Source organism: Sphingomonas sp. CFBP 13720 (assembly GCF_014842075.1).
Classification (GTDB): Bacteria; Pseudomonadota; Alphaproteobacteria; order Sphingomonadales; family Sphingomonadaceae; genus Sphingomonas.
In genome coordinates, this window is the sequence record NZ_JACYVA010000001.1 from 990,285 (window position 1) to 1,011,748 (window position 21,464).

16 protein-coding genes are annotated in these 21,464 nt (G+C 67.4%); 8 read left to right on the forward strand and 8 right to left on the reverse strand.

The features are described 5' to 3' along the window. The first annotated feature begins 30 nt into the window (after positions 1 to 30). Together IFT55_RS04835 and IFT55_RS04840 are read left to right on the forward strand one after the other, a co-directional pair. On the forward strand, positions 31 to 1,032 hold the full coding sequence (locus IFT55_RS04835) for a threonine aldolase family protein (RefSeq protein ID WP_192089499.1): 1,002 nt from the start codon (positions 31 to 33) through the stop codon (positions 1,030 to 1,032). Further along, complete coding sequence (locus IFT55_RS04840; RefSeq protein ID WP_342029232.1) at positions 1,029 to 1,946, forward strand: DMT family transporter; 918 nt, start codon at positions 1,029 to 1,031, stop codon at positions 1,944 to 1,946. Before IFT55_RS04835 ends, IFT55_RS04840 begins: the two co-directional genes overlap by 4 nt. Here the strand turns inward: IFT55_RS04840 and IFT55_RS04845 are convergent. The 3 genes from IFT55_RS04845 to IFT55_RS04855 are packed head-to-tail and all read right to left on the reverse strand — an operon-like array spanning position 1,856 to position 5,948. Beyond that, complete coding sequence (locus tag IFT55_RS04845) at positions 1,856 to 2,683, reverse strand: NAD(P)-dependent oxidoreductase (protein WP_192089501.1); 828 nt, start codon at positions 2,681 to 2,683, stop codon at positions 1,856 to 1,858. The genes IFT55_RS04840 and IFT55_RS04845 overlap by 91 nt on opposite strands. Then, entirely contained in the window at positions 2,683 to 4,296 is a 1,614-nt protein-coding gene (locus IFT55_RS04850; protein WP_192089502.1) for a M20/M25/M40 family metallo-hydrolase, read from the reverse strand. Before IFT55_RS04850 ends, IFT55_RS04845 begins: the two co-directional genes overlap by 1 nt. Next, positions 4,293 to 5,948, reverse strand: coding sequence for a M20/M25/M40 family metallo-hydrolase (locus IFT55_RS04855; protein WP_192089503.1), 1,656 nt, complete (start codon positions 5,946 to 5,948; stop codon positions 4,293 to 4,295). Before IFT55_RS04855 ends, IFT55_RS04850 begins: the two co-directional genes overlap by 4 nt. A gap of 96 nt (positions 5,949 to 6,044) precedes the next feature. Here IFT55_RS04855 and pepN point away from each other — a divergent pair, with 96 nt between their 5' ends. After that, complete coding sequence (gene pepN / locus IFT55_RS04860; RefSeq protein WP_192089504.1) at positions 6,045 to 8,633, forward strand: aminopeptidase N; 2,589 nt, start codon at positions 6,045 to 6,047, stop codon at positions 8,631 to 8,633. 439 nt (positions 8,634 to 9,072) lie between these two features. On the opposite strand, the gene rplL is transcribed toward pepN, so the two are convergent. Next, positions 9,073 to 9,450 carry a 50S ribosomal protein L7/L12 gene (rplL, locus tag IFT55_RS04865; RefSeq protein ID WP_192089505.1) on the reverse strand — a complete coding sequence of 126 codons (378 nt, stop codon included), beginning with the start codon at positions 9,448 to 9,450 and terminating at the stop codon, positions 9,073 to 9,075. Between the two features lie 51 nt (positions 9,451 to 9,501). After that, on the reverse strand, positions 9,502 to 10,017 hold the full coding sequence (gene rplJ / locus IFT55_RS04870; protein WP_192089746.1) for a 50S ribosomal protein L10: 516 nt from the start codon (positions 10,015 to 10,017) through the stop codon (positions 9,502 to 9,504). A 380-nt stretch (positions 10,018 to 10,397) separates the two neighbouring features. Here rplJ and IFT55_RS04875 point away from each other — a divergent pair, with 380 nt between their 5' ends. Beyond that, positions 10,398 to 11,150, forward strand: a complete 753-nt coding sequence (locus IFT55_RS04875) for a copper homeostasis protein CutC (RefSeq protein WP_192089506.1) — start codon at positions 10,398 to 10,400, stop codon at positions 11,148 to 11,150. Further along, positions 11,147 to 14,047, forward strand: coding sequence for a beta-galactosidase GalA (gene galA, locus IFT55_RS04880; protein WP_192089508.1), 2,901 nt, complete (start codon positions 11,147 to 11,149; stop codon positions 14,045 to 14,047). The genes IFT55_RS04875 and galA overlap by 4 nt, the downstream gene beginning before the upstream one ends. A gap of 382 nt (positions 14,048 to 14,429) precedes the next feature. Here galA and IFT55_RS04885 read toward each other — a convergent pair whose 3' ends face one another. Further along, positions 14,430 to 14,828 carry an HIRAN domain-containing protein gene (locus IFT55_RS04885; RefSeq protein ID WP_192089510.1) on the reverse strand — a complete coding sequence of 133 codons (399 nt, stop codon included), beginning with the start codon at positions 14,826 to 14,828 and terminating at the stop codon, positions 14,430 to 14,432. Positions 14,829 to 14,968: 140 nt separating this feature from the next. On the opposite strand from IFT55_RS04885, the gene IFT55_RS04890 reads away from it, so the two are divergent. Further along, positions 14,969 to 15,424, forward strand: a complete 456-nt coding sequence (locus IFT55_RS04890; protein WP_192089511.1) for an NUDIX domain-containing protein — start codon at positions 14,969 to 14,971, stop codon at positions 15,422 to 15,424. A gap of 37 nt (positions 15,425 to 15,461) precedes the next feature. Here IFT55_RS04890 and araD1 read toward each other — a convergent pair whose 3' ends face one another. Further along, positions 15,462 to 16,448, reverse strand: a complete 987-nt coding sequence (gene araD1, locus IFT55_RS04895) for an AraD1 family protein (RefSeq protein ID WP_192089513.1) — start codon at positions 16,446 to 16,448, stop codon at positions 15,462 to 15,464. A 10-nt stretch (positions 16,449 to 16,458) separates the two neighbouring features. Then, the gene (locus IFT55_RS04900) at positions 16,459 to 17,778 is read right to left on the reverse strand and encodes a sugar MFS transporter (protein WP_192089515.1); all 1,320 of its coding nucleotides are present in this window, start codon (positions 17,776 to 17,778) and stop codon (positions 16,459 to 16,461) included. A 116-nt stretch (positions 17,779 to 17,894) separates the two neighbouring features. On the opposite strand from IFT55_RS04900, the gene IFT55_RS04905 reads away from it, so the two are divergent. Both IFT55_RS04905 and IFT55_RS04910 read left to right on the forward strand, forming a co-directional pair. Further along, entirely contained in the window at positions 17,895 to 19,031 is a 1,137-nt protein-coding gene (locus tag IFT55_RS04905) for an aldose epimerase family protein (RefSeq protein WP_249403559.1), read from the forward strand. A gap of 14 nt (positions 19,032 to 19,045) precedes the next feature. After that, positions 19,046 to 20,836 carry an IlvD/Edd family dehydratase gene (locus IFT55_RS04910; RefSeq protein ID WP_192089517.1) on the forward strand — a complete coding sequence of 597 codons (1,791 nt, stop codon included), beginning with the start codon at positions 19,046 to 19,048 and terminating at the stop codon, positions 20,834 to 20,836. Positions 20,837 to 21,464: the final 628 nt, after the last annotated feature.

Consider the following 21,464-nt stretch of genomic DNA (forward strand, 5'->3'; position numbering starts at 1 on the left):
CGCCTTCGCGCGTGCGCCCAATGCACCGCCATGCGCTTCTTTTCCGACAACGCCGCCCCCGCCTGCCCCGCCGTGCTCGACGCGATCGTCGCCGCCAATGCGCAGGATACCGCCTATGGCGGCGACCGGCTGAGCGCCCGGCTCGACGCGCGCTTCGGTGAATTGTTCGGCTGCGAGGTCGCGGTGCTGTGGATGCCGTCTGGCACCGCCGCCAACTGTATCGCGCTCGCCGCGATGTGCCCGCCGCATGGCGGGATCGTGTGCCACCGCGATGCGCACATCCAGAACGACGAAGGCGGCGCGCCCGAATTCTATACCCATGGTGCCAAGCTGATGCTGATCGACGGCGAAGGCGCGAAACTGTCGCCCGACACGATCGATGCGTTCCTCGGAACCCTTCGCGACGACGTGCATCAGGTGCAGCCGCACGCGATATCTATCACGCAGGCGACCGAAGCCGGACGCGTCTATACCCCGGATCAGGTCGCCGCGATCGGTGCTGTCGCTAGGACACGCAGCCTTGGCCTGCACATGGACGGGGCGCGGTTCGCCAACGCCGTCGCGCATTTGGGCTGCACCCCGGCGGAGGTGACGTGGCGTGCCGGGGTCGATGCGCTCAGCTTCGGCTTCATCAAGAATGGCGGCATGTCGGCGGAGGCACTGGTGTTCTTTCGCCCCGATCTGGCGAAGGTCGCGCGGTATCGCCGCAAGCGCGCCGGGCTGCTCGCGTCGAAGGGGAGGTTTCTTGCCGCGCAACTGCTGGCGATGCTGGACGACGATGTATGGCTGGCCAACGCCCGTACCGCCAATGCCGGGGCGCAACTGCTGGCGCAGGCGGCAGGCGCGCGGCTGGTCCATCCGGTCGAGGCGAACGAGGTGTTCCTCCGCGTCACCGCGACCGAGGCCGCGACGCTACGGGCGCAGGGGTTCGACTTCTACGACTGGGGGGCCGGACAGGCGCGGCTGGTGGTCGCATGGGATCAACATGCCGACGTCGTGCAGCCGCTGGCGCAGGCGATCGCCGCACTGTGAGCGACCTGCCGCCGCCACGTTCCGCCACGCTGGCGGTATTGATTCCGTTCGGGATCGTCACGCTGATCTGGGGATCGACGTGGATCGTGATCCGCGATCAACTCGGCATCGTCCCGCCGTCATGGTCGGTGACCTATCGCTTCCTGATCGGCGGCGTCGCGATGCTTGCATGGGGGGCGTGGCGCGGCGACCGACTTTGGCTGGACGCACGCGGGATGGCCTTCGCCGCTGCGCTGGGGTTCGCGCAATTCTGCCTCAACTTCAACTTCGTGTACCGGGCCGAGGAACATGTCACCTCTGGGCTGGTCGCGTTGATGTATGCGTTGCTGGTCGTGCCCAACGCCGTCCTTGCGCGCGTCTTCCTTGGCCAGCGGATGGGCCGGCAACTGCTGGTCGGATCGGCCATCGCGCTGGCGGGCGTCGCGCTCCTGTTCGTGCACGAGGCGCGCGTCCATCCCGAAGCCGGACCGGCGGTGCTAATCGGCCTCGCCCTCGCGCTGGCGGGCGTACTGTCCGCATCGGTCGCCAACGTGATGCAGGCGACCCCTATCGCCAAACGCTATCCGATGGTGCCGGTGCTCGGCACCGCGATGCTGATCGGCGCGGCGATCGACGCGGGCTATGCGCTGGCGACGACCGGCGCGCCGGTGTTCGACTGGCGCATCGGCTATGTCGCCGGGCTGCTCTATCTGGGCATCGTCGCGTCGGCGGTGGCGTTCACCCTGTATTTCGGCCTGATCCGCACGATCGGCCCGGCCAAGGCGGCGTATAACGGCGTGCTGGTGCCGGTGATCGCGATGCTGCTGTCGACCCTGTTCGAAGGCTATCGCTGGTCGTTGCTGGCCGGGGCCGGCGCCGCACTGGCGCTGGCCGGACTGGCGGTGGCATTGAGGGCGCGCAGGCCCAACCGGTAATCGGGATAGGCGGGTCGCCACCCCAGCACCCGCTTCGCCCGCCCGTTCGCCACGCGACGGTTCTCGGCCCAGAATGCCCGTGCCATCGGGCTGAGCGTTTCCAGCGCGACGAACGGCGGCGGCGGCATCCCCAGCAGTTCGGCGGCATAGGCGACGACGTCGTTCTGCGGCGCGGGCAGATCGTCGGACAGGTTGTACGCGCCGCCCGGTGCGTTCAACCCGCGTGCGACCCCATCGGCGATGTCGTCGACATGCACCCGACTGAACACCTGTCCCGGCCGATCCACCTGATGCGCGTCACCCGCCGCCACCTTGTCCAGCGCCGACCGCCCCGGGCCGTAGATGCCCGGCAACCGGAACACCCGCGCACCGAGCGCCAGCCATTCCAGATCCGCCGCGTTGCGCGTTTCACGTCGTCCCAGCAGCGGCGCGGATTCGTCGACCCATCCACCGCCGGCATCGCCATACACGCCCGTGGACGACAGATAGCCTAGCGTCGCACGGTCCAGCACGTCGCGATAGGTCGTGAGCACCGGATCGCCGTCCGCGCCGGGCGGCACGCTCGACACGATCGCCGTCGCCTGCCGCGCTTCGAACCGCACGCGATCGGCATCGTCGAAGCACAGCGTATCGTCGCGCCCGTCGCGCGTCGTACCCATTACGCGCCAGCCATGCGGCACCAGCCGCCGCTCGATCGCGCGCGCAGCATAGCCCATGCCGAACACCAGCAACCGCATCAGCGCGTGGCCGCCCCGCCATAGGCCAGCCCGAAAAAATCGCCCGAATTCCACCGTGGCCGCTCCGCCGCATCCGCCAGTTCGCGCACGATATCGGTATTGATCGCCACGAAGCGCACCGCCGACGTCCAGTCGATCAGTTCGGGCTGGTCCGATGGCTGGTGATAATGATCCTTCAGAAACGCCTTCGTTGCCGCCAGCCCCGGTCCGCCCGGCCCCAGTTCCAGCGATACCGCCGGTATCCCCTGTCGGACGAAGCTGTAATTGTCCGACCGGACGAAATTATGCTCCTCGGGCATCGGGTCGGGCACCATCGCCACGCCATGCGCCTTCGCCACCCGCGCCACGACCGGGCCGACGCTCGATCGCTCCGCGCCGATCGCAACGACGTCCTCGAACCGATAGGTCAGGATCGGCATGTCGAGATTGACGTCGGCCACGATCGATCCGCGCGGCACCGTGGGGTTGCGCGCGAAATAGTCCGATCCGATCAGCCCGACCTCTTCCGCGCCGACGACGACGAACAGGATCGACCGTTTGGGACGCGGCCCGGCGTTCAGCCGCCGTGCGACCTCCATCATCGCGGCGACACCCACGGCATTGTCCATCGCGCCGTTATAGATCGCATCGCCCTTCACCGCGCCGCCGTCCGCGATGTGGTCCAGATGCGCGGTCAGCACGACATGCTCGGCCTTCAACGTCGGGTCGCTGCCGTCCAGCCGACCGACGACGTTCACCGTCGGCAGTTCGATCGCCTTGTTGCGCAGGCCGACCGCCAGCGTTGCGCCCAGCGCCCCGCCGGGAATCGCGCCGCCCGCCCGATCGGCTGCCAGCACCTTGTTCCATTGGACCGGCGATCCGGCGAACAGCCGCGCCGCGCCGCGCCGGCTGAGAAATCCCAGATACGGCGCACCTTCGATCGACCAAACCGATCGGTCGGGCGTACGCCAGCCGATTGCCAGCCCGTCGGCACGTTTTGCCGCCCGCGCGAACGACGGTCGCCCTTCGCCGGCCGCACCTTCGACGACGATCAGGCCGACCGCGCCCCGCGCCTCTGCCATGCGCGCACGGTAATCGCGGTCGCGCAGGAAATCGGCGCGCGATGGGTCCAGCGCCGCCGGCCCACCGGCCAACACGGCGACGATCGCGCCGCGCACGTCCAGTCCGGCGAAATCGTCTCGCCCGCTGACGGGATCGACGATCCCGAACCCGGCAAAGACGACCGGTGCCGACACGGTCGTCGCGTCCGGGCGTGTCTGCGCACTGTGCGTCCAGTCCCGACCGAAGGCCAGCGACGACGTGCGCGCGCCACGGGTCAGTCGCATCGTCTGCCCCGCCGTCGATTGCGTCAGCACGACGCCGACCGGCTGGGTCCAGCCGCCGCCCTCGCCCGCCGGGCGCAGCCCCGCCGCCGCCATTGCGCGTTCGACATGCGTCGCGGCGGCGGCATATTGCTCGGAACCGAGTTGACGCCCCTTCATCGCGTCGGACGCGAGGAAGACGACATCTGCCTTCAGCCGTTCGGCCGCCCCGTCAACCGATTGCGCGGCCGACGGGACCGCGATCGTCAGCAGCATCGGCAGCGGCAGCCATGCCCGGCGAAAGGCGCTCACCGTGCGCCATATCCCTTGTACAGCGTGCCGAAGAAATCGCCCTTGTTCCATGCCGGCCGCTGCGCCGCGTCGGCGATTTCCCGCGCGATACGGTAGTTGACGTCGATGAAGCGTTCGCCCGATTCCCAATCGATCGGCGGTCCCTGCACCACCTCGTCCGATGGCTTGTGATAGTTGTTGGCGAAGAACGCATCGACCGCCGCCTTGCCCGGCCCCGCCGTGCCCGGCCACAGGAACACCGACGGCACGCCCTGCTGGACGAACCGGTAATGATCCGATCGCACGAACAGCGCCATGTCGGGCATCGGATCGGGCGAGAAGCTGGCACCCGCCTCCCCCGCCGCGCGCTTGACGATATCGCCCAGCGTCGACCGCGCCGCGCCGAACGCGATCACGTCGGTGAACTTGTACGTGATAATCGGCATGTCGAGATTGACGTCGGCGACCATGTTCGCCTTTTCGATCGTCGGATGGTTCGCGAAGTAATCGGACCCGACCAGCCCCTTTTCCTCCGCCGTCACCGCCAGGAACAGGATCGAACGGCGCGGTGCCTTGCCCGACGCCTTGAACTTCTTCGCTTCCTCGATCAGCGATGCGATGCCGACCGCATTGTCCATCGCGCCGTTATAGATCGTGTCGCCCTTCGCATTCGGGCTGCCGACGCCGACATGGTCGAGATGCGCCGACAGGACGACGGTTTCCGCCGCGACGGTCGGGTCGCTGCCCGGCAGGATGCCGGCGACGTTGAAGCTCGGCAGCGGCTTGATCGCGGTCTTCAGGGTCACCGACATGTCGGGCTTCAACGCGACCGCGCGGAACCGCCCCTTGCCTGACAACGCGGTCGCCGCCTTGGCCCAGCTTGTGCTCGATCCGGCGAACAGTTTCTCCGCGCCCGCCGCGCCGATCGTCGCCACTACCGGCACGCCGCCGCCCATCACATGCCCGGTTCCGTCCGGTTCGGCCCAGCTCACGCTGGCGCTGTCATAGTTCCTGGCCATTTGCGACAGCGGCAACCGCGCCGCGCCTTCCGGAGTCTGCAGCGCGATCACGCCGATCGCACCGCGCGCCTTCGCGATCGCCGCCTTGGTCGCAAGCCCGCCGAAATGGGCCGCTTCCTCGCTGTCCAGCCCGGACGGCGCGCCGCGCACGACCGCGACGATCTTGCCGCGCACGTCGACCCCGGCATAATCGTCGCGCTTCGCGGTCGGCGACACCACGCCATAGCCGACATAGACGACCTTGCCGCGAAGCGTCGTTTCCGCCGCCGCCGGGTTGATGCCGGGCAGATATTCTTCACCGAACGTCAGCGCCTGTCCGCCCAGCGTCACCGCACCCTTGTCCGCCGCCCGCACTTCGATCAGCGGCACTTTCTGCAGATAGCCGCCCTCGTCGCCCGCCGGACGCAGCCCCGCCGCATAGAATTGCGACGCCACGTAATTCGCGGCGATGGCGAACTCTGCCGACCCCGCATCGCGCCCGCGCATCGCGTCGCTGGCAAGGAACATGACATGCGCCTTCATCGCCGCCTGTGCGGGGGGAAGCGGCGCGTTGACCTCGGTATTGCGGGCCGTTTCCGATGGCGCGGGCGGCACCTGCTGCGCCATCGCGCTGGTGCCGAACAGGAGAGCGACCGACAAAACTGGACGGAACATTGGAATCCTTCGAAAAGCGACCATAGAGGAAGGCGTAGTGCCTGCCGCGACCATGCGCAACGCGTGGCGAGCGGCCAAATGGAAGATGTTACGCATATGGTTGACGCGATGCGTTCCCCCTCGGTTCCCCCCGTCATCCGGCGTGCGGACTATCGCGCACCTTCGTGGGCCGTCACCGACGTCGCGCTCGATTTCGACCTCGATCCGCGCCGCACCGTGGTGTGCGCGACCCTGTCGGTGACTCGGTCCGCCGACGGTCCGCTGCGCCTCGACGGCGACGGCCTGACGCCGGCATCGGTCGCGATCGACGGACGGATGACCGACGACTGGCGGCTGGAGGACGGCGCGCTGCTGATCGACCTACCCGGCGATGCCCATGACGTGTCGACCGAAGTGGTGATCGAACCGCAGGCCAATACCCAGTTGATGGGACTGTATGCCTCGGGCGGCAATCTGTGCACCCAGTGCGAGGCGGAAGGGTTTCGCCGGATCACCTTCTTCCCCGATCGTCCCGACGTGCTGGCGCGCTACCGCGTGCGGATGACGGCGGACAAAGCGCGGTTCCCGGTCCTGCTGTCGAACGGCGATCCCATGGCATCGGGCGATCTGGACGACGGGCGGCACTGGGCCGAATGGCACGATCCGTTTCCCAAGCCGTCCTATCTGTTCGCGCTGGTCGCGGGCGATCTGGTCGCCAACCGCTCGCATTTCGTCACCGCATCGGGCCGTGAAGTGCAACTGGGCATCTGGGTCCGCCCCGCCGACCTCGCCAAGACCGACCATGCGATGCACGCGCTCAAGACCGCGATGGCATGGGACGAGCGTGTCTATGGTCGCGAATATGATCTCGACGTGTTCAACATCGTCGCCGTCGACGATTTCAACTTTGGCGCGATGGAGAACAAGGGGCTGAACATCTTCAACAGCCGCTACATTCTCGCCGATCCCGATACCGCCACCGATTATGATTACGACGCGGTCGCGGCGGTCGTCGCCCACGAATATTTCCACAACTGGTCGGGCAACCGCATCACCTGCCGCGACTGGTTCCAGCTGTCGCTGAAGGAAGGCTTCACCGTCTTTCGCGATCAGGGCTTCTCGGCCGATCAGGGTTCGCCGGCGGTCAAGCGGATCGAGGACGTCCGTTCGCTGCGCGCGTCGCAATTCCCGGAGGATGCCGGCCCGCTGGCGCATTCGATCCGGCCCGACGCCTATCAGGAAATCAGCAACTTCTACACCGCGACCATCTATAACAAGGGTGCGGAAGTCGTCCGCATGCTGTCGACGATCCTTGGACCACAGGCGTTCCGTGCCGGCACCGACCTGTATTTCGACCGGTTCGACGGCACTGCCGCCACCTGCGAGGATTTCGTGGCGAGCATGGAGGATGCGTCGGGTATCGACCTGACCGCCTTTCGCCGCTGGTATGCGCAGGCGGGTACGCCGCGCGTGTCCGCCACCCTGTCGCACGAGGCCGGGGGCGGTCGCGCCACGCTGTCGCTGCATCAGACCATGCCGCCGACGCCGGGCCAGCCCGACAAGGAACCGATGGTCCTGCCGCTGCGGATCAAGCTGTTCGGTTCGGAAACCGGTCAGCCGGTCAGCGACGAACAACTCGTGCTCCTGTCCGACGACAGCGCGTCGATCACGTTCGAAGCCGTCACCGAACGACCGGTGTTGTCGATCAATCGCGGCTTTTCCGCGCCGGTGATCGTGGAAACCGACCGCAGTTCGGCAGATCTGGCGTTCCTCAGCGCGCATGACGACGATCCGTTCGCCCGGTACGAAGCGATGCAGCAACTGATGCTCGACACGCTGGTCGCCTCGGTCGCCAGCGGGCGCGGCGATCATCGCGCGGTGGTCGATGCGGTGGCGGGCACGCTGCGCGACGACCGGCTCGACCGCGCCTTCGTCGCCGAAGCGGTGCTGCTCCCGTCCGACAGCTTCGTCGGCGACCAGATGGCGGTGGTCGATCCGCAGGCGATCTTCGCCGCGCGCGAAGCGTTGCGCGCCGATATCGGCCACGCGCTGGCGGGCGACTGGCGACGGGCCTATGCCGATGCGTACGCCGATCGGTTCGACTACACCCCCGATGCAAAGGGCAAGCGCCGCATCCGCACCGTCGCACTCGGCTATATCGCCGCATCGGGCACGGTGGACGCCGCCGCGCTCGCATGGGCGCAATTTGACGCTGCCGACAATATGACCGATCGGCAGGGCGCGTTGATGGCATTGGTGAATTCGGACGCCGATGAGCGTATCGCCGCACTGGACATCTTCTACAACCGCTACCACCACAACCCGCTTGTGCTTGATAAGTGGTTCACAACACAGGCTTTATCGACACGGGACGACACGTTCGACATGGTCGTCGACCTGTCCGGTCACCGCGATTTCACGCTGGCCAACCCCAATCGCGCCCGCGCGCTGGTCGGCGCGTTCAGCATGAACCAGCGTGCGTTCCACCGCGTCGACGGTGCCGGCTATCGCTTCCTCGCCGACCAGTTGATCGCACTCGATCGCATCAATCCACAGACCGCCGCCAAGATGCTTCCGCCACTGGGCCGCTGGCGCCGGTTCGACGCGGCGCGTGCCGAACGGATGCGTGCCGAGCTGGAACGCATCCTGTCTGTGCCGGGCCTGTCGAAGGATATGCTTGAACAGGTCGGCAAGTCGCTGGCGTGAGTGAGACGGCTTGCCGGATGGCGGGACTATAGCGTGAGTGCAGGTACAGCCGTTCGTGCCGGGTGCGACTGAGCGAAGTTGATCGGCACGCGTAATACGCGGTCACATCTTCAATCATCACGCTTAGACGCCGCGCACGCCAGGCAAAGGGGCGGCCATCGCTGGACCGCTCCCCTTTCTTGGCGTGCCGTCATGGGAGTGAATCCCACGACGTCGGTCGGGCCATGCGGCCCGCCGGCCGGCCTTGGTGGAGGTAGCGGACCATCGGTCCGCTGCCCCACCTGCGGCACACGCAAAAGGGGCGGCCCATCGCTGGACCGCCCCCTCCGCTTGGCGTGCCGTCACGGGAATGAATCCCACGACGTCAGTCGGGCCATGCGCCCGCCGGCCGGCCTTGGTGGAGGTAGCGGACCATTGGTCCGCTACCTCCACCTGCGGCTTACTTGACTTCGACGGTCGCGCCGGCTGCTTCCAGCTGTGCCTTGATCTTGGCGGCTTCGTCCTTCGACACGCCTTCCTTGACCGCCTTCGGAGCGCCTTCGACCAGCGCCTTGGCTTCGGTCAGGCCGAGCGCGGTGATCGCACGGACTTCCTTAATGACGTTGATCTTCTTGCCGCCGTCGCCGGTCAGGATGACGTCGAATTCGGTCTGCTCTTCAGCAGCCGGAGCAGCGGCGCCACCGCCGGCGGCAGGTGCTGCTGCAACGGCAGCGGCAGCCGAAACGCCCCACTTCTCTTCGAGCAGCTTCGACAGCTCGGCTGCTTCGAGGACGGTCAGTTCGCTCAGCTGGTCGACGAGCGCGTTGAGGTCAGCCATGATATTCTCCGTAAATCAGAATGGGTTGTGTTCGTGAAAGAAGGGCAGCGATCAGGCTGCTTCCTTCTCCGCATATGCCGACAGCACGCGGGCGATCTGCGCCGCGGGAGCTTGGGTGATGGTCGCCAGCTTCGTTGCCGGGGCAACGATGAGGCCGACGATCTTCGCGCGCAGTTCGTCGAGCGACGGCAGCGAGGCGAGTGCCTTGATGCCTTCCGCGTCGAGCAGCTGCCCGCCCATTGCGCCGCCGACGATCTCGATCTTGTCGTTCGTCTTGGCGAAGTCGTTGATGACCCGTGCCGCAGCGACGGGATCGGTCGACGTGGCCAGCGCCGTCGGGCCGGTCAGCAGGTCGGAAACGACCGCGTACGGCGTTCCTTCGGCTGCGATCCGGGCAAGACGGTTCTTCGAGACCTTGTAGCTCGCGCCGGCTTCGCGCATCTTGTTGCGCAGGTTCGTCGATTGCGCGACGGACATGCCGAGGTTGCGGGTGACTACCACCACGCCGACCTCGTTGAAGGTGCGGTTCAGCTCGGCGACGGCTTCACTCTTCTGAGTGCGATCCATGCCGTTCTCCTTAACCAGGGCGCACGCCGAACCCGGCACGCGCCCGCATGAAATCCGCCCGCCGCTGTCGCGGGGGCGGGGCGAAGGTCCGTGATGGGGCATGGTCGCTACGGCGGCGCGATCCGCCGGGCGGTATCGCGGTCGTTGGCTGACCCGGACGTGCCTCGGCACGATCGGGCGATGAACGCATTCCCCGTCTCGGCAGGACATTAAGCGGGAAACCCGCACCTGCTGTCTCGGACGGACGTCGCATGCCGGCGAACCGGGCACGACGCTTGGCCGCGCGCTTAGGGGGAATTGCCGCGAGAGTCAATCGCGCGAAGAGGGTTGACCTGTCGCGCCCGCGCTTCATTAGTCCGATAAACCAAGGGACGGGCAAGATGCGGACGACACTCGAAATCTGCATCGACACTATTGCCGGATGCGACGCTGCGATCGCGGGTGGCGCGGACCGGATCGAACTGTGCGGCGCGCTGTCGGTCGGTGGCCTTACGCCGTCGCCGGGGCTGGTCGCGCTGGTCGTGCCACGTGCCCAGGCGGCGGGGCTGAAGGTCCATGCGATGGTGCGGCCCCGCGCCGGCGACTTTGCCTATGACGCGGGCGAACTCGATACCGCGATCGCCGATGCCCGCGCGCTGATCGCCGCCGGGGTCGATGGCCTCGTCTTCGGCGCGGTGCGGGATGGCGCGCTCGACCTCGATGTGCTGTCGGCATGGACCGCCACGCTGCCCACTTCCGTCGACCGGACGCTGCACCGCGCGGTCGATCTGTTGCCCGATCCGGCCGCGGCGATCGATCCGGCGGTGGCGCTGGGTTTCGCACGCATCCTGACGTCGGGCGGCGCGGTGAAGGCGGCGGATGGGGCGGATGTGATCCGCGCGATGGTCCGGCATGCGGCGGGGCGGATCGCGATCCTGCCCGGATCGGGCGTGCGCCCCACCAATGCCGCCGCGATCCTGACCGCGACCGGGGCGGGTGAGATCCATGCATCGGCCGGCGCCCCGATCGCGGAACGCGACGCGCGGGTGCGCGACCTTGGCTTTGCCGGTGCCGGGCTTGCCCGCACCGATCCGGCGACCGTGCGCGCGTTGCGCACCGCCATCGACCTTTACGACACGGGAGAAGCGGCATGACGACGATCGGCCGGCGCGGTTTGTTGAGCGGAACCGCAGGAACGTTGGCGGTGGCCGCCCTGCCCGCCCCGGCATGGAGTGCCCCGCGTGGCGCCGCGCCGGCGGGCCTCCCCGATGGCCTTGCCCCGCGTGGTGGCCTGCCCGATCGGCTGCCGGTCGAAGACCCTTCGCGGCTGTTGCTGTCGCACGGCTGGCTGTTCCACGACGGCGATATCGAAACGCCGCCGCCGCTGACGCACGAAGCGACCTATCTGAATGCCAAGGCCGGCAATGCGCGCGGCGCGGCGGCGATGGAATATGACGACAGCGACTGGGCATCGGTCACGCTGCCGCACGACTGGGCATCGGCACAGCCCTTCGTCGAAACGGCCAACGTATCGCAGGGCTATCGTCCACGTGGCATCGGCTGGTATCGCCGGACGCTGCGCCTCGACCCCGCCGATCGCGGCAAGCGGCTGGAACTGCATTTCGGTGCCATCGCCACCGCTGCGACGATCTGGATCAACGGCAGCGTCGCGGCGCGCAACTTCTCCGGCTACAATGCCGTATCGGTCGACCTGACGCCGTTCGCGCGGTTCGGCGACGAACTGAACGTCATCGTCGTCCGCGTCGATGCGACGCAGATGGAGGGATGGTGGTACGAGGGCGCCGGCCTGTACCGCCATGTCTGGCTCGCGAAGCGCGCGCCGGTCTCGATCGCGACCGACGGCGTGCATTGCGATCCGCGCCGAGGCGACGATGGTCGCTGGCGCGTACTGGTGACGGTGTCGCTGGAAAGCATTGCGCGCGAACCGGCGACGGCCACCACGCGCGCGGAACTGCTCGATCCCGCCGGGCGCATCGTGGCGACCGGATCGGTCCAGTCCACGCTCGCCCCGCTGGGCGAAGCGACCGCGCGACTGTCGCTCGACATCGCCGGTCCCGCCCTGTGGTCGATCGAAACGCCGACGCTCTACACCGTCCGCGTCGTCAGCACCGCGCCGGGCGGCGACGATGAACGCAGCATCGCCATCGGCTTCCGCACGATCCGGTTCGACGCCGATCGCGGCTTCTTCCTGAACGAAACGGCGGTGAAGCTGAAGGGCGTGTGCCTGCATCAGGATCATGCCGGGGTCGGCGTGGCGGTGCCCGATGCGTTGCTCGCGTGGCGGCTGCAACGGATGAAGGACACCGGCGTCAACGCGATCCGGTGTTCGCACAACGCGCAGGCCGCTGAATTCTATCAGCTTTGTGATCGGATGGGGTTTGTCGTCATGGACGAGAACCGTATATTCAACCCCGCGCCCGAAAACATGGCGCAGCTAGAATGGCTTGTGCGCAGCCACCGCAACCATCCCAGCATCATCGTGTGGTCGGTGTTCAACGAAGAACCGATGCAGGGCACCGAGGCGGGGGTCGAAATGGTCCGCCGCATGTCTGCCGCCGTCCATGCGCTGGACGACAGCCGCCCGGTGACCGCCGCGATGAACGGATCGTTCTACGATCCGCAGAACGTCTCCAGCGTCGTCGACGTCATGGGGTTCAACTATTATCAGGGCGACTATGACAAGTTCCATGCGCTGAACCCGACCAAGCCCAGCAGTTCGTCGGAAGATACCAGCGCCTATATGACGCGCGGCGCCTATGCGACCGACCGGGCACGCAACGTCATGTCGTCGATGGATACCGAAGCCGCGCCATGGGGCGCGACCCACCGCAACGCGTGGGCCGAAATCGCCAAACGCCCGTTCGTGGCGGGCGGGTTCGTGTGGACCGGCTTCGACTATCATGGCGAACCCACGCCCTTCACATGGCCCAGCATCGCCAGCTTCTTCGGCATTCTCGACCTGTGCGGCTTTCCCAAGACCGCGTACGACATCCATCGCGCCCACTGGATCGACGACCGGGCGGTGGTCGGCATCGCGCCGCACTGGACATGGCCGGGCCGTGAGGGACAACCGATCGAGCTGCTGGTGACCAGCAATGCCGAACGCGTCCGCATCGTGCTGAACGGGCGGATGATCGGCGAACAGGCGGTCGACCGGATCATGGGCAACGCCTTCACCCTGCCCTACGCGCCCGGCCGCCTCGAAGCGGTGGCGCTGCGCGGCGGGCGGGAAGTGGCGCGCGCAACGCACGAAACGGCGGGACCGCCGGTCGCGCTGCGCCTGACCCCCGCACGCACCGCGATGCTGGGCGATGGCGAGGATGTGGTGCCGGTGACGATCGACGCCGTCGATGCGAAGGGGCGGCACGTCCCGACCGAAAACCGCATGGCGCGCTTCACGGTCGACGGTGCGACGCTGATCGGCGTCGGCAACGGCGATCCCAACAGCCACGAAAGCGAAAAGGCCCCGCAACGGTCGCTGTTCAACGGCCTTGCGCAGATGCTGTTGCAGGCCGGGGAAGGCCGTGGGCGCGTCAGCGTAACCGCGACGGCGGACGGGCTGCGGCCCGCACGGCTGACGATCGATCGCACCGCCGCGGCTCCACGCCCACGGGTAGCGGCGACGCCGGGCGGCTCGTTCGTCACCGGCTGGCGACGCTCCCCCGCCTTCCCGGCCGCACCCGATCCCACGCTCGCGCCGTCGGACGGCGACAACAACAGCTGGGCGTTCAGCCGCAGCGGCGTCGCCACCCCACCCGAACCGGCACGCTCGTTCCGCCTGTATCGCGCGCCATTGCCGGTCCGCCGCCGCATCGTCGCCGAAGGCGGTACGATCGCGTTTGCCAGTATCGAGGGACGCGCGACGGTCTATATCGACGGCAAACCCGTCGCGACGAAGAACGGCGAGGCGGCGGGAACGCTGACCGCGCCGATCCCGGCGGGTGCGAAGGCGGTTGCGGTACTGGTCGAGGCGGCGGCAGGCCAGCGATCGGGCATCACCGGCACCGTACGGGTAGCCGCGCGGGAATAGCGCCTGCTCCGCCTGCCTGCGGGCGGTATCAGGTGCAGGCTCCAAGGCCGATCCGGCGTGACCGGGCGTCGAACCGCACAGGCTGAACGGGCGGCACGGCTGGCGGAAGGGCGGAATGCGGATTGGAAGCGTCGTGCCGACATCCGGTGTGATGCGGTGCCTCGGCTGCCTTGAAGACTGTCACCCCGGACCTGTTCCGGGGTCCACCGTGCGGCAATCGTAGGCGGTCGAGTCTCTTTCCGCATCGCTCGCGGTCAGGTGGACCCCGGCACAGGTCCGGGGTGACGGCATGCGGCCGATTGTTCAACCAATGTCGATCCGACCCGGTGCTGTCCCCACCTACGTTTGCGCCGTATGCGTGGCGGACGGATCACCAGCCGCCTCAATCGTCGGGCGGCACCTCATCCGGCCAGAAACCCGCGTCTGCATCCGCGTCCGCAGCACCCGTGGTCTCCGGCAATGCGGGCAGTCGCGGCACCGTGCCGTCCAGCGCGATCCGCACCGCCGCGCCCGCTGGCGTCGCCTGTTGAAAGATCGCCGTCACCTCGCGTCCGCCGCGCAGCATCGCCGCGATCCATGCTGCGCGGTCGGCCGTCAGATACCCGATCTGCACGCCGCGCACGCTGAATACACGCACCGCATTGGGATCGACCGGGTTGCGTGGCTCGGGCGACAGCGTCACCAGCTCGCCCGGACGGCACAACAATATCTCGAACCGACGATTGCCGCCGTCGCGATTGGGATGATCCGCCCCGACGACGTGCAGGCTCATCTCGCGCATTGCGTGGCTCCCGGCATCGTGGTCGGTCCGGTACGGGCGACGAAAGGGGCGAGTTGCGGCATCGGTGGAACGCAACATGGGTCGGCAGCGTCTCCCCATCAACAGGGGCGACGACGAGCGCCCGACAAGGGGTCGCCACCATGCCGCAACACAGCGCGGGAATCCTGCTCTATCGCCGAACGCCGTCGCCTGCCGTGCTGCTGGTCCATCCGGGGGGACCGTTCTGGGCCAAGCGACAGGAAGGCGCGTGGCAGATCCCCAAGGGCCATGTCGAACAGGACGAAGCGGTAGAGGCCGCCGCACTGCGCGAGGTGGCGGAAGAGCTGGGCGTCACCGTGTCCGCGCCGCTGGTCCCGCTGGGCACGGTGCGACAGTCGGGCGGCAAGGCGGTGTCCGCCTTCGCCGCCGAACAGGATGTCGACACCGCCGCGATCACCAGCATGACCTTCGAACTCGAATGGCCGCCGCGCAGCGGACGCGTGCGCAACTATCCCGAAGTCGATGCCGCCCGCTGGATGCCGGTCGCAGAAGCGCGCGCGATGATGCTGAAAAGCCAGTTGCCGCTGCTCGATCGGATCGAACCGCTGTTGGAATGACGTCTCGCTCCCCGGTTCGCACCGGGGAGCGGTCGCGTCACAGCGCCCGGACGGTGACGTCCTCGGCGGCGGCGCGGGTCAGCCCGTTGCGCAGCGGCAGCGTGAACGGTGCCGCCTCGATCTCGAACGTGTCGCCGATCTCGGTCCGAACGCCGTCGGAGAACGACAGCGTCGCCGTGCCAAAGAAATGGATGTGGATATCGCCCGGCCGGCGGAACAGCGCGTATTTGAAATGATGGTGTTCGAGGTTGGACAGGCTGTGCGACATGTTCGCCTCACCTGACAGGAACGGCTTTTCCCACAACGTCGCGCCGTCGCGGACGATGCGGCTGGTCCCTTCGATATGCGACGGCGGCGGACCGACCAGCAGTTCGGGGCCGATCGACGCCTGCCGCAGCTTGGAATGCGCAAGCCATAGGTAATTATGGCGTTCGGTGACATGGTCCGAAAACTCGTTGGCCAGGCACAGCCCGATACGGTGCGGCGTGCCGTCGGGACCAATCAGGTAGATGCCCGCCAGTTCCGGTTCCTCGCCGCCGTCCTGCGCAAAGGCCGGCATGGCAAAGTCGCCGCCGGGCGCGACGAGCTGACCGCCATCGCCTTTGTAGAACCATTCGGGCTGCTGCCCGACCTCGCCCGCAGCGGGCTTGCCGCCCTCGACCCCCTCAAGGAACATCCGCATCGAATCGGTCTGCGTCGCCGCCTCGGCCGCCGCGCGGTGCATCTTGTCGCGCCCCTCGGCGGAACCGAGATGCGTCAGCCCGGTGCCGGTCATCACGACATGCGCCGGGTCTTCATGATCGATCGGCGATCCGATCACGCCCGCATCGAACAGCGCGGCGATATCGACCGCCTCGCCCTGCCCGCGCGCCGCGACCTCGTCGGCGAGCGAACGGCCCGCTTCGATCGCGGCAAGCGCCAGCGCACGCACGGTATCGCTGCCGGGGACGATATGGGCGGCCGCATCGGTCGCGGCGATAACCGCGCGCGACGGGGCGACGCGCTGCAACAGGCGCAGGGTCATCGGATTTCCTTTACTTGAAGACGTCGGTGTCGGTGGGAACGTCGGCGATCGGGTTCGTCACCTTCGAACCCCACAGCGCGTAGAACAGGATGTACAGTTCGCAGACGGCGGTCAGCAGGAACGACCATTGCAGGCCATAGGCGTCGGCCAGCACGCCCTGCACCGCGACCAGCGCGCCGCCCGCGATCGCCATGATTAGCAGCCCCGACCCTTCCTCGGTCAACGGGCCAAGCCCCTTGATCCCCAGTGTGAAGATCGTCGGGAACATGATCGAATGGAACAGCCCGACGGCGATCAGCGCCCACATCGCCGCTTGCCCGGTGGCGAAGGTCGCGACGATCATCACGACGAACGCGCCGACGCTGGCGATCGCCAGTGCGTGGCCGGCGTCCATCTTCTGCATCGCGAACGCACCGACCAGCCGGCCGACCATCATCCCGCCCCACAGCAGGAACAGATAGTTCGACGCCTGCTGATGCGTCAGGTTGCCGATGTCAGGCTGCGACACGAAGTTGATGAACAGGTTACCGACGCCGATCTCGGCAATCAGATAGATGAAGATGGCCGGGATGCCGAGGACGAGGTTGCGATGCGCCCACAGCGAATGGCCCTTGCGGTCCGCCTTGGCCGAACGCTGCGTCGCGGCGCCCATGGCGGGCAGCGGGAAGCGGGCGATGACGATCGCCAGCACCGCCAGCACCGCCGCGACGATCAGATAGGGCAGCACCACCGACTGGGCATCGGCCAGCCGTTCGGCCGGGGTCAGCGTGACCCCCGCCGCCGCCGTCCCCGACGTGGTGCGACCAAGGATCAGATAGCCGCCGAACAACGGTGCCAGCGTCGCGCCCGCCGAATTGAACGCCTGTACGAGGTTCAGTCGCGACGATGCCGTTTCGGGGCTGCCAACGACCGCGACATAGGGGTTGGCCGCGACCTGTAACAAGGTGATGCCGCTGGCGATGACGAACAGTGCGAACAGCGTGACGCCGTACGACGGGATCTTCGCGGCGGGCACCATCAGCAGCGCGCCGCCGGCCATCATCGCCAGCCCGATCACCATCGCGCGCTGATATCCGACGCGCTCGATCAGCTTGGCGGACGGGATCGACGCGAAGAAATAGGCGATGAACCACACGCTTTCGATCAGCGTCGTCTGGAAGTAGCTCAGCTCGAACACGCTGCGCAGATGCGGCAGCAGCGTGCCGTTGATGACGGTGATGAACCCCCACATGAAGAACAGGCTGCTCAGCAGCGTCAGCGCCGCACCATAGCTGGCCCCCGGCGGCGACGCGGCATGTGCCCGCGTGGTGGAAGTGATCGGTGCCGGCATCCCTCGTCCTCCTGTGCGGGCCGGCGCGACGGTTGCCCCGTCGCATCGCTTGCCCTATCCGTTTTTGTCTGACTATATGGCGCTGCACGGTGCGTCAACGGTGCCAGCGGCGGAGGATGACGATGATACGATTGGGCATGGCGATGACGATCGTCGCGATGACGGCGAGCGCGGCGCAGGCCGCCGATGCGAAGCGCGAGGCGGCGGGCCGGCTGAAGGACGGCACCGCGATCGAGGCGATCACCCTGTCGAATGCGAAGGGCGTGTCGGCGCGCATCCTGACCTATGGCGCGACGCTGCAATCATTGGTCGCTCCCGATCGCGCCGGCAAACGGGCGGACGTCGTGCTGGGCTATGACGACGTCGCGCAGTATGAATCGGTGCCGAACTATTTCGGCGTCACCGTCGGCCGCTATGCCAACCGCGTCGCGGGCGGACGATTCACGCTCGACGGCAAATCCTATCAGCTGACGCAGAACGACAAGACCAATTCGCTGCACGGCGGCACCGCCGGCTTCGACAAGCGCGTGTGGCGGGTCGTGTCGGTCGGATCGGGCCGTAGCGCGAGCGTGAAACTGGCGCTGACCAGCCCCGATGGCGATCAGGGCTATCCCGGCACGCTCCAGACCAGCGTGACCTATTCGCTGGACGACGCCGGCAGCCTGACGATCGCGTTCGACGCGGCGACCGACAAGCCGACGATCGTCAACATGACCAACCATGCGATCTTCAACCTTGCCGGCGAAGGCGCGCCGGGCGGCACCGCGCAGCACCGGCTGACCGTCCCCGCCCGCGCCTACACGCCGGTGAACGACAAGCTGATCCCGACCGGCGAGCTTCGCCCGGTCGACGGCACGGTCTTCGACTTCCGCCGCGCGCGGCTGATCGATGCCGGCATCCGCGACGGGCGCGACCAGCAGATTCGCTTCGGTCAGGGGTACGACCATAATTTCGCGCTCGACAAGGGGCTGACCGCGACGCCGCAACTGGCCGCCCGGCTGGAGGACGGGGCGACCGGCCGCGTGCTGGAAGTCCTCTCGACCGAACCGGGTATCCAGTTCTATACCGGCAACTTCCTCGACGGCACCTATGTCGGCAAGCAGGGACATCTGTACCGGATGGGTGATGGTATCGCACTGGAGCCACAGAAGTTTCCCGACGCGCCCAACCAGCCGTCCTTCGCCACCGCGCGTGTCGATCCGGGCAAGCCGTACCGGCACGTCATGATCTATCGCCTGTCCACGACCCGCTGATCCGAAAGCCTGTGATGACCGATTTTCCCCCGCTGCGCAGCCGCGCATGGTTCGACAACCCCGACAATATCGACATGACCGCGCTGTATATCGAGCGTTATCTGAACTTCGGTCTGTCGCAGGAAGAATTGCAGTCCGGCAAGCCGATCATCGGCATCGCCCAGACCGGCAGCGACCTGTCGCCGTGCAACCGCCATCATCTGGTCCTTGCCGAACGGCTGCGCGAAGGGATTCGCGAAGCGGGCGGCATCGTGCTGGAATTCCCGGTCCATCCGATTCAGGAAACCGGCAAGCGTCCGACGGCCGGCCTCGACCGCAACCTTGCCTATCTGGGGCTGGTCGAGGTGCTGTACGGCTATCCGCTCGACGGGGTGGTGCTGACGATCGGCTGCGACAAGACGACGCCGGCGTGCCTGATGGCCGCCGCGACGGTCAATCTGCCCGCCATCGCGCTGTCGGTCGGACCGATGCTCAACGGCTGGCACAAGGGCGAGCGCACCGGATCGGGCACGATCGTGTGGAAGGCGCGCCAGTTGCTGGCGGCGGGCGAGATCGACGAGAAGGAGTTCATCCGCCTCGTTTCGTCCTCCGCGCCGTCGACCGGCTATTGCAACACCATGGGCACCGCGACCACGATGAACTCGCTGGCCGAGGCGCTGGGCATGCAGTTGCCCGGATCGGCCGCGATCCCCGCGCCATATCGCGATCGGCAGGAGATCGCATGGCGCACCGGCAAGCGCATCGTCGACATGGTGCGCGAGGATCTGAAACCTTCGGACATCCTCACTAGGGACGCGTTCCACAACGCGATCAAGGTCAATTCGGCGATCGGCGGATCGACCAACGCGCCGATCCATCTGGCCGCGATCGCGCGCCATATCGGCGTCGACCTGCCGATCGAGGATTGGCAGGAACAGGGTCACAAGGTGCCGTTGCTGGTGAACCTGCAACCGGCGGGCGAATATCTGGGCGAGGATTTCTATCGCGCGGGCGGTGTCCCGGCGGTGGTGAACCAGTTGATGGCACAGGGCATGATCGCCGAGGACGCGCTGACCGTGAACGGCAGGACGATCGGCGAGAATTGCCGGACGACGGTGATCGAGGATGAAAAGGTCATCCGCCCGTTCGACCAGCCGCTCAAGACCGACGCCGGCTTCATCGTGCTCAAGGGCAACCTGTTCGACGCGGCGGTGATGAAGACCAGCGTCATCGGCCCCGAATTCCGCGAACGCTATCTGTCCAACCCCGCCGATCCCGAAGCGTTCGAAGGGCCGGCGGTCGTGTTCGACGGGCCGGAGGATTACCATCACCGGATCGACGATCCGTCGCTGGGCATCACCCCCGAAACGCTGATGTTCATGCGCGGCGCGGGGCCGATCGGCTATCCCGGCGCGGCGGAGGTCGTGAACATGCGCCCGCCGGCCTATCTCATCACCGAAGGCGTCCACGCGCTGCCGTGCATCGGCGATGGCCGTCAGTCGGGAACCAGCGGATCGCCCTCGATCCTCAACGCGTCGCCCGAAGCGGCGGCAGGCGGCGGTCTGGCGCTGCTCAGGACCGGCGACCGGGTGCGGATCGATCTGGGCAAGGGCACGGCCGACGTGCTGTTGTCCGATGAGGATCTAGCCGAACGCCGCCGCGCGCTCGAAGCGGCCGGCGGGTATCAGTATCCGGCATCGCAGACGCCGTGGCAGGTGCTGCAACGCGCGGTCGTCGGACAGATGGCGACAGGCGCGATCCTCGAAGGCGCGGAACAGTTCCAGCGGATCGCCCAGACACAGGGACTGCCACGCGACAACCACTGACGATCCGGTCCGGCACGGTGGCGGGGGACGTCCTCCGCCATCGTGCCGTCGCAAAGCACCGTTCCGCCATCCGCCGGGATCGCACGACATGCTCGGCCGAGCGGGTCGAGGCACCGGGCACCGATACCGACGGCAAGTACGATCGACCCGCGACCGGTCCCTCTGCACGCTGCCCGCGCCAACAATCAAAGACATACGCAACGCCAGTCGCTGGCGAGCCTCCAACGACACGTCGCCCCAGCGCAGGCTGGGGCCGCCAACGGCAAAGCGCACCGCGTGACCCGGGATGCCATGCCCGGTCAGGAAACGTTTCGACCCGCATCGGCCAGCCTCGCTTCGCCGCCAGCGAAGCACCGATACCGACGGCGGGTCGATCGACGCGCGACCGATCGCCCGGCACGCCGACCGCGCCAACAATCAAAGACCTACGCAGCGGCAGTAGCTGGCGAGCCTCCCACGACACGTCGCCCCAGCGCAGGCTGGGGCCTCCGGCGGCAGAGCGCGCCGCATGACCCGAGATGCGATGCCCGGCCGGAAGCGTTTCGACCGGATCGACCAGCGTCGCTCCGCCACCGTCAGTATCGACAGTCCCATCGTTCAAGCGCGATCATGTAAGGTGTGGCCGCAT

What these genes read in the sequence shown, in the direction of transcription:
- IFT55_RS04835 (WP_192089499.1), top strand. Translation starts at nt 31, where the DNA reads ATGCGCTTCTTTTCCGACAACGCCGCCCCCGCCTGCCCCGCCGTGCTC.
- IFT55_RS04845 (WP_192089501.1), bottom strand. Translation starts at nt 2,683, where the DNA reads ATGCGGTTGCTGGTGTTCGGCATGGGCTATGCTGCGCGCGCGATCGAG.
- IFT55_RS04855 (WP_192089503.1), bottom strand. Translation starts at nt 5,948, where the DNA reads ATGTTCCGTCCAGTTTTGTCGGTCGCTCTCCTGTTCGGCACCAGCGCG.
- pepN (WP_192089504.1), top strand. Translation starts at nt 6,045, where the DNA reads ATGGTTGACGCGATGCGTTCCCCCTCGGTTCCCCCCGTCATCCGGCGT.
- rplL (WP_192089505.1), bottom strand. Translation starts at nt 9,450, where the DNA reads ATGGCTGACCTCAACGCGCTCGTCGACCAGCTGAGCGAACTGACCGTC.
- rplJ (WP_192089746.1), bottom strand. Translation starts at nt 10,017, where the DNA reads ATGGATCGCACTCAGAAGAGTGAAGCCGTCGCCGAGCTGAACCGCACC.
- IFT55_RS04875 (WP_192089506.1), top strand. Translation starts at nt 10,398, where the DNA reads ATGCGGACGACACTCGAAATCTGCATCGACACTATTGCCGGATGCGAC.
- galA (WP_192089508.1), top strand. Translation starts at nt 11,147, where the DNA reads ATGACGACGATCGGCCGGCGCGGTTTGTTGAGCGGAACCGCAGGAACG.
- IFT55_RS04885 (WP_192089510.1), bottom strand. Translation starts at nt 14,828, where the DNA reads ATGCGCGAGATGAGCCTGCACGTCGTCGGGGCGGATCATCCCAATCGC.
- IFT55_RS04890 (WP_192089511.1), top strand. Translation starts at nt 14,969, where the DNA reads ATGCCGCAACACAGCGCGGGAATCCTGCTCTATCGCCGAACGCCGTCG.
- araD1 (WP_192089513.1), bottom strand. Translation starts at nt 16,448, where the DNA reads ATGACCCTGCGCCTGTTGCAGCGCGTCGCCCCGTCGCGCGCGGTTATC.
- IFT55_RS04900 (WP_192089515.1), bottom strand. Translation starts at nt 17,778, where the DNA reads ATGCCGGCACCGATCACTTCCACCACGCGGGCACATGCCGCGTCGCCG.
- IFT55_RS04905 (WP_249403559.1), top strand. Translation starts at nt 17,895, where the DNA reads ATGACGATGATACGATTGGGCATGGCGATGACGATCGTCGCGATGACG.
- IFT55_RS04910 (WP_192089517.1), top strand. Translation starts at nt 19,046, where the DNA reads ATGACCGATTTTCCCCCGCTGCGCAGCCGCGCATGGTTCGACAACCCC.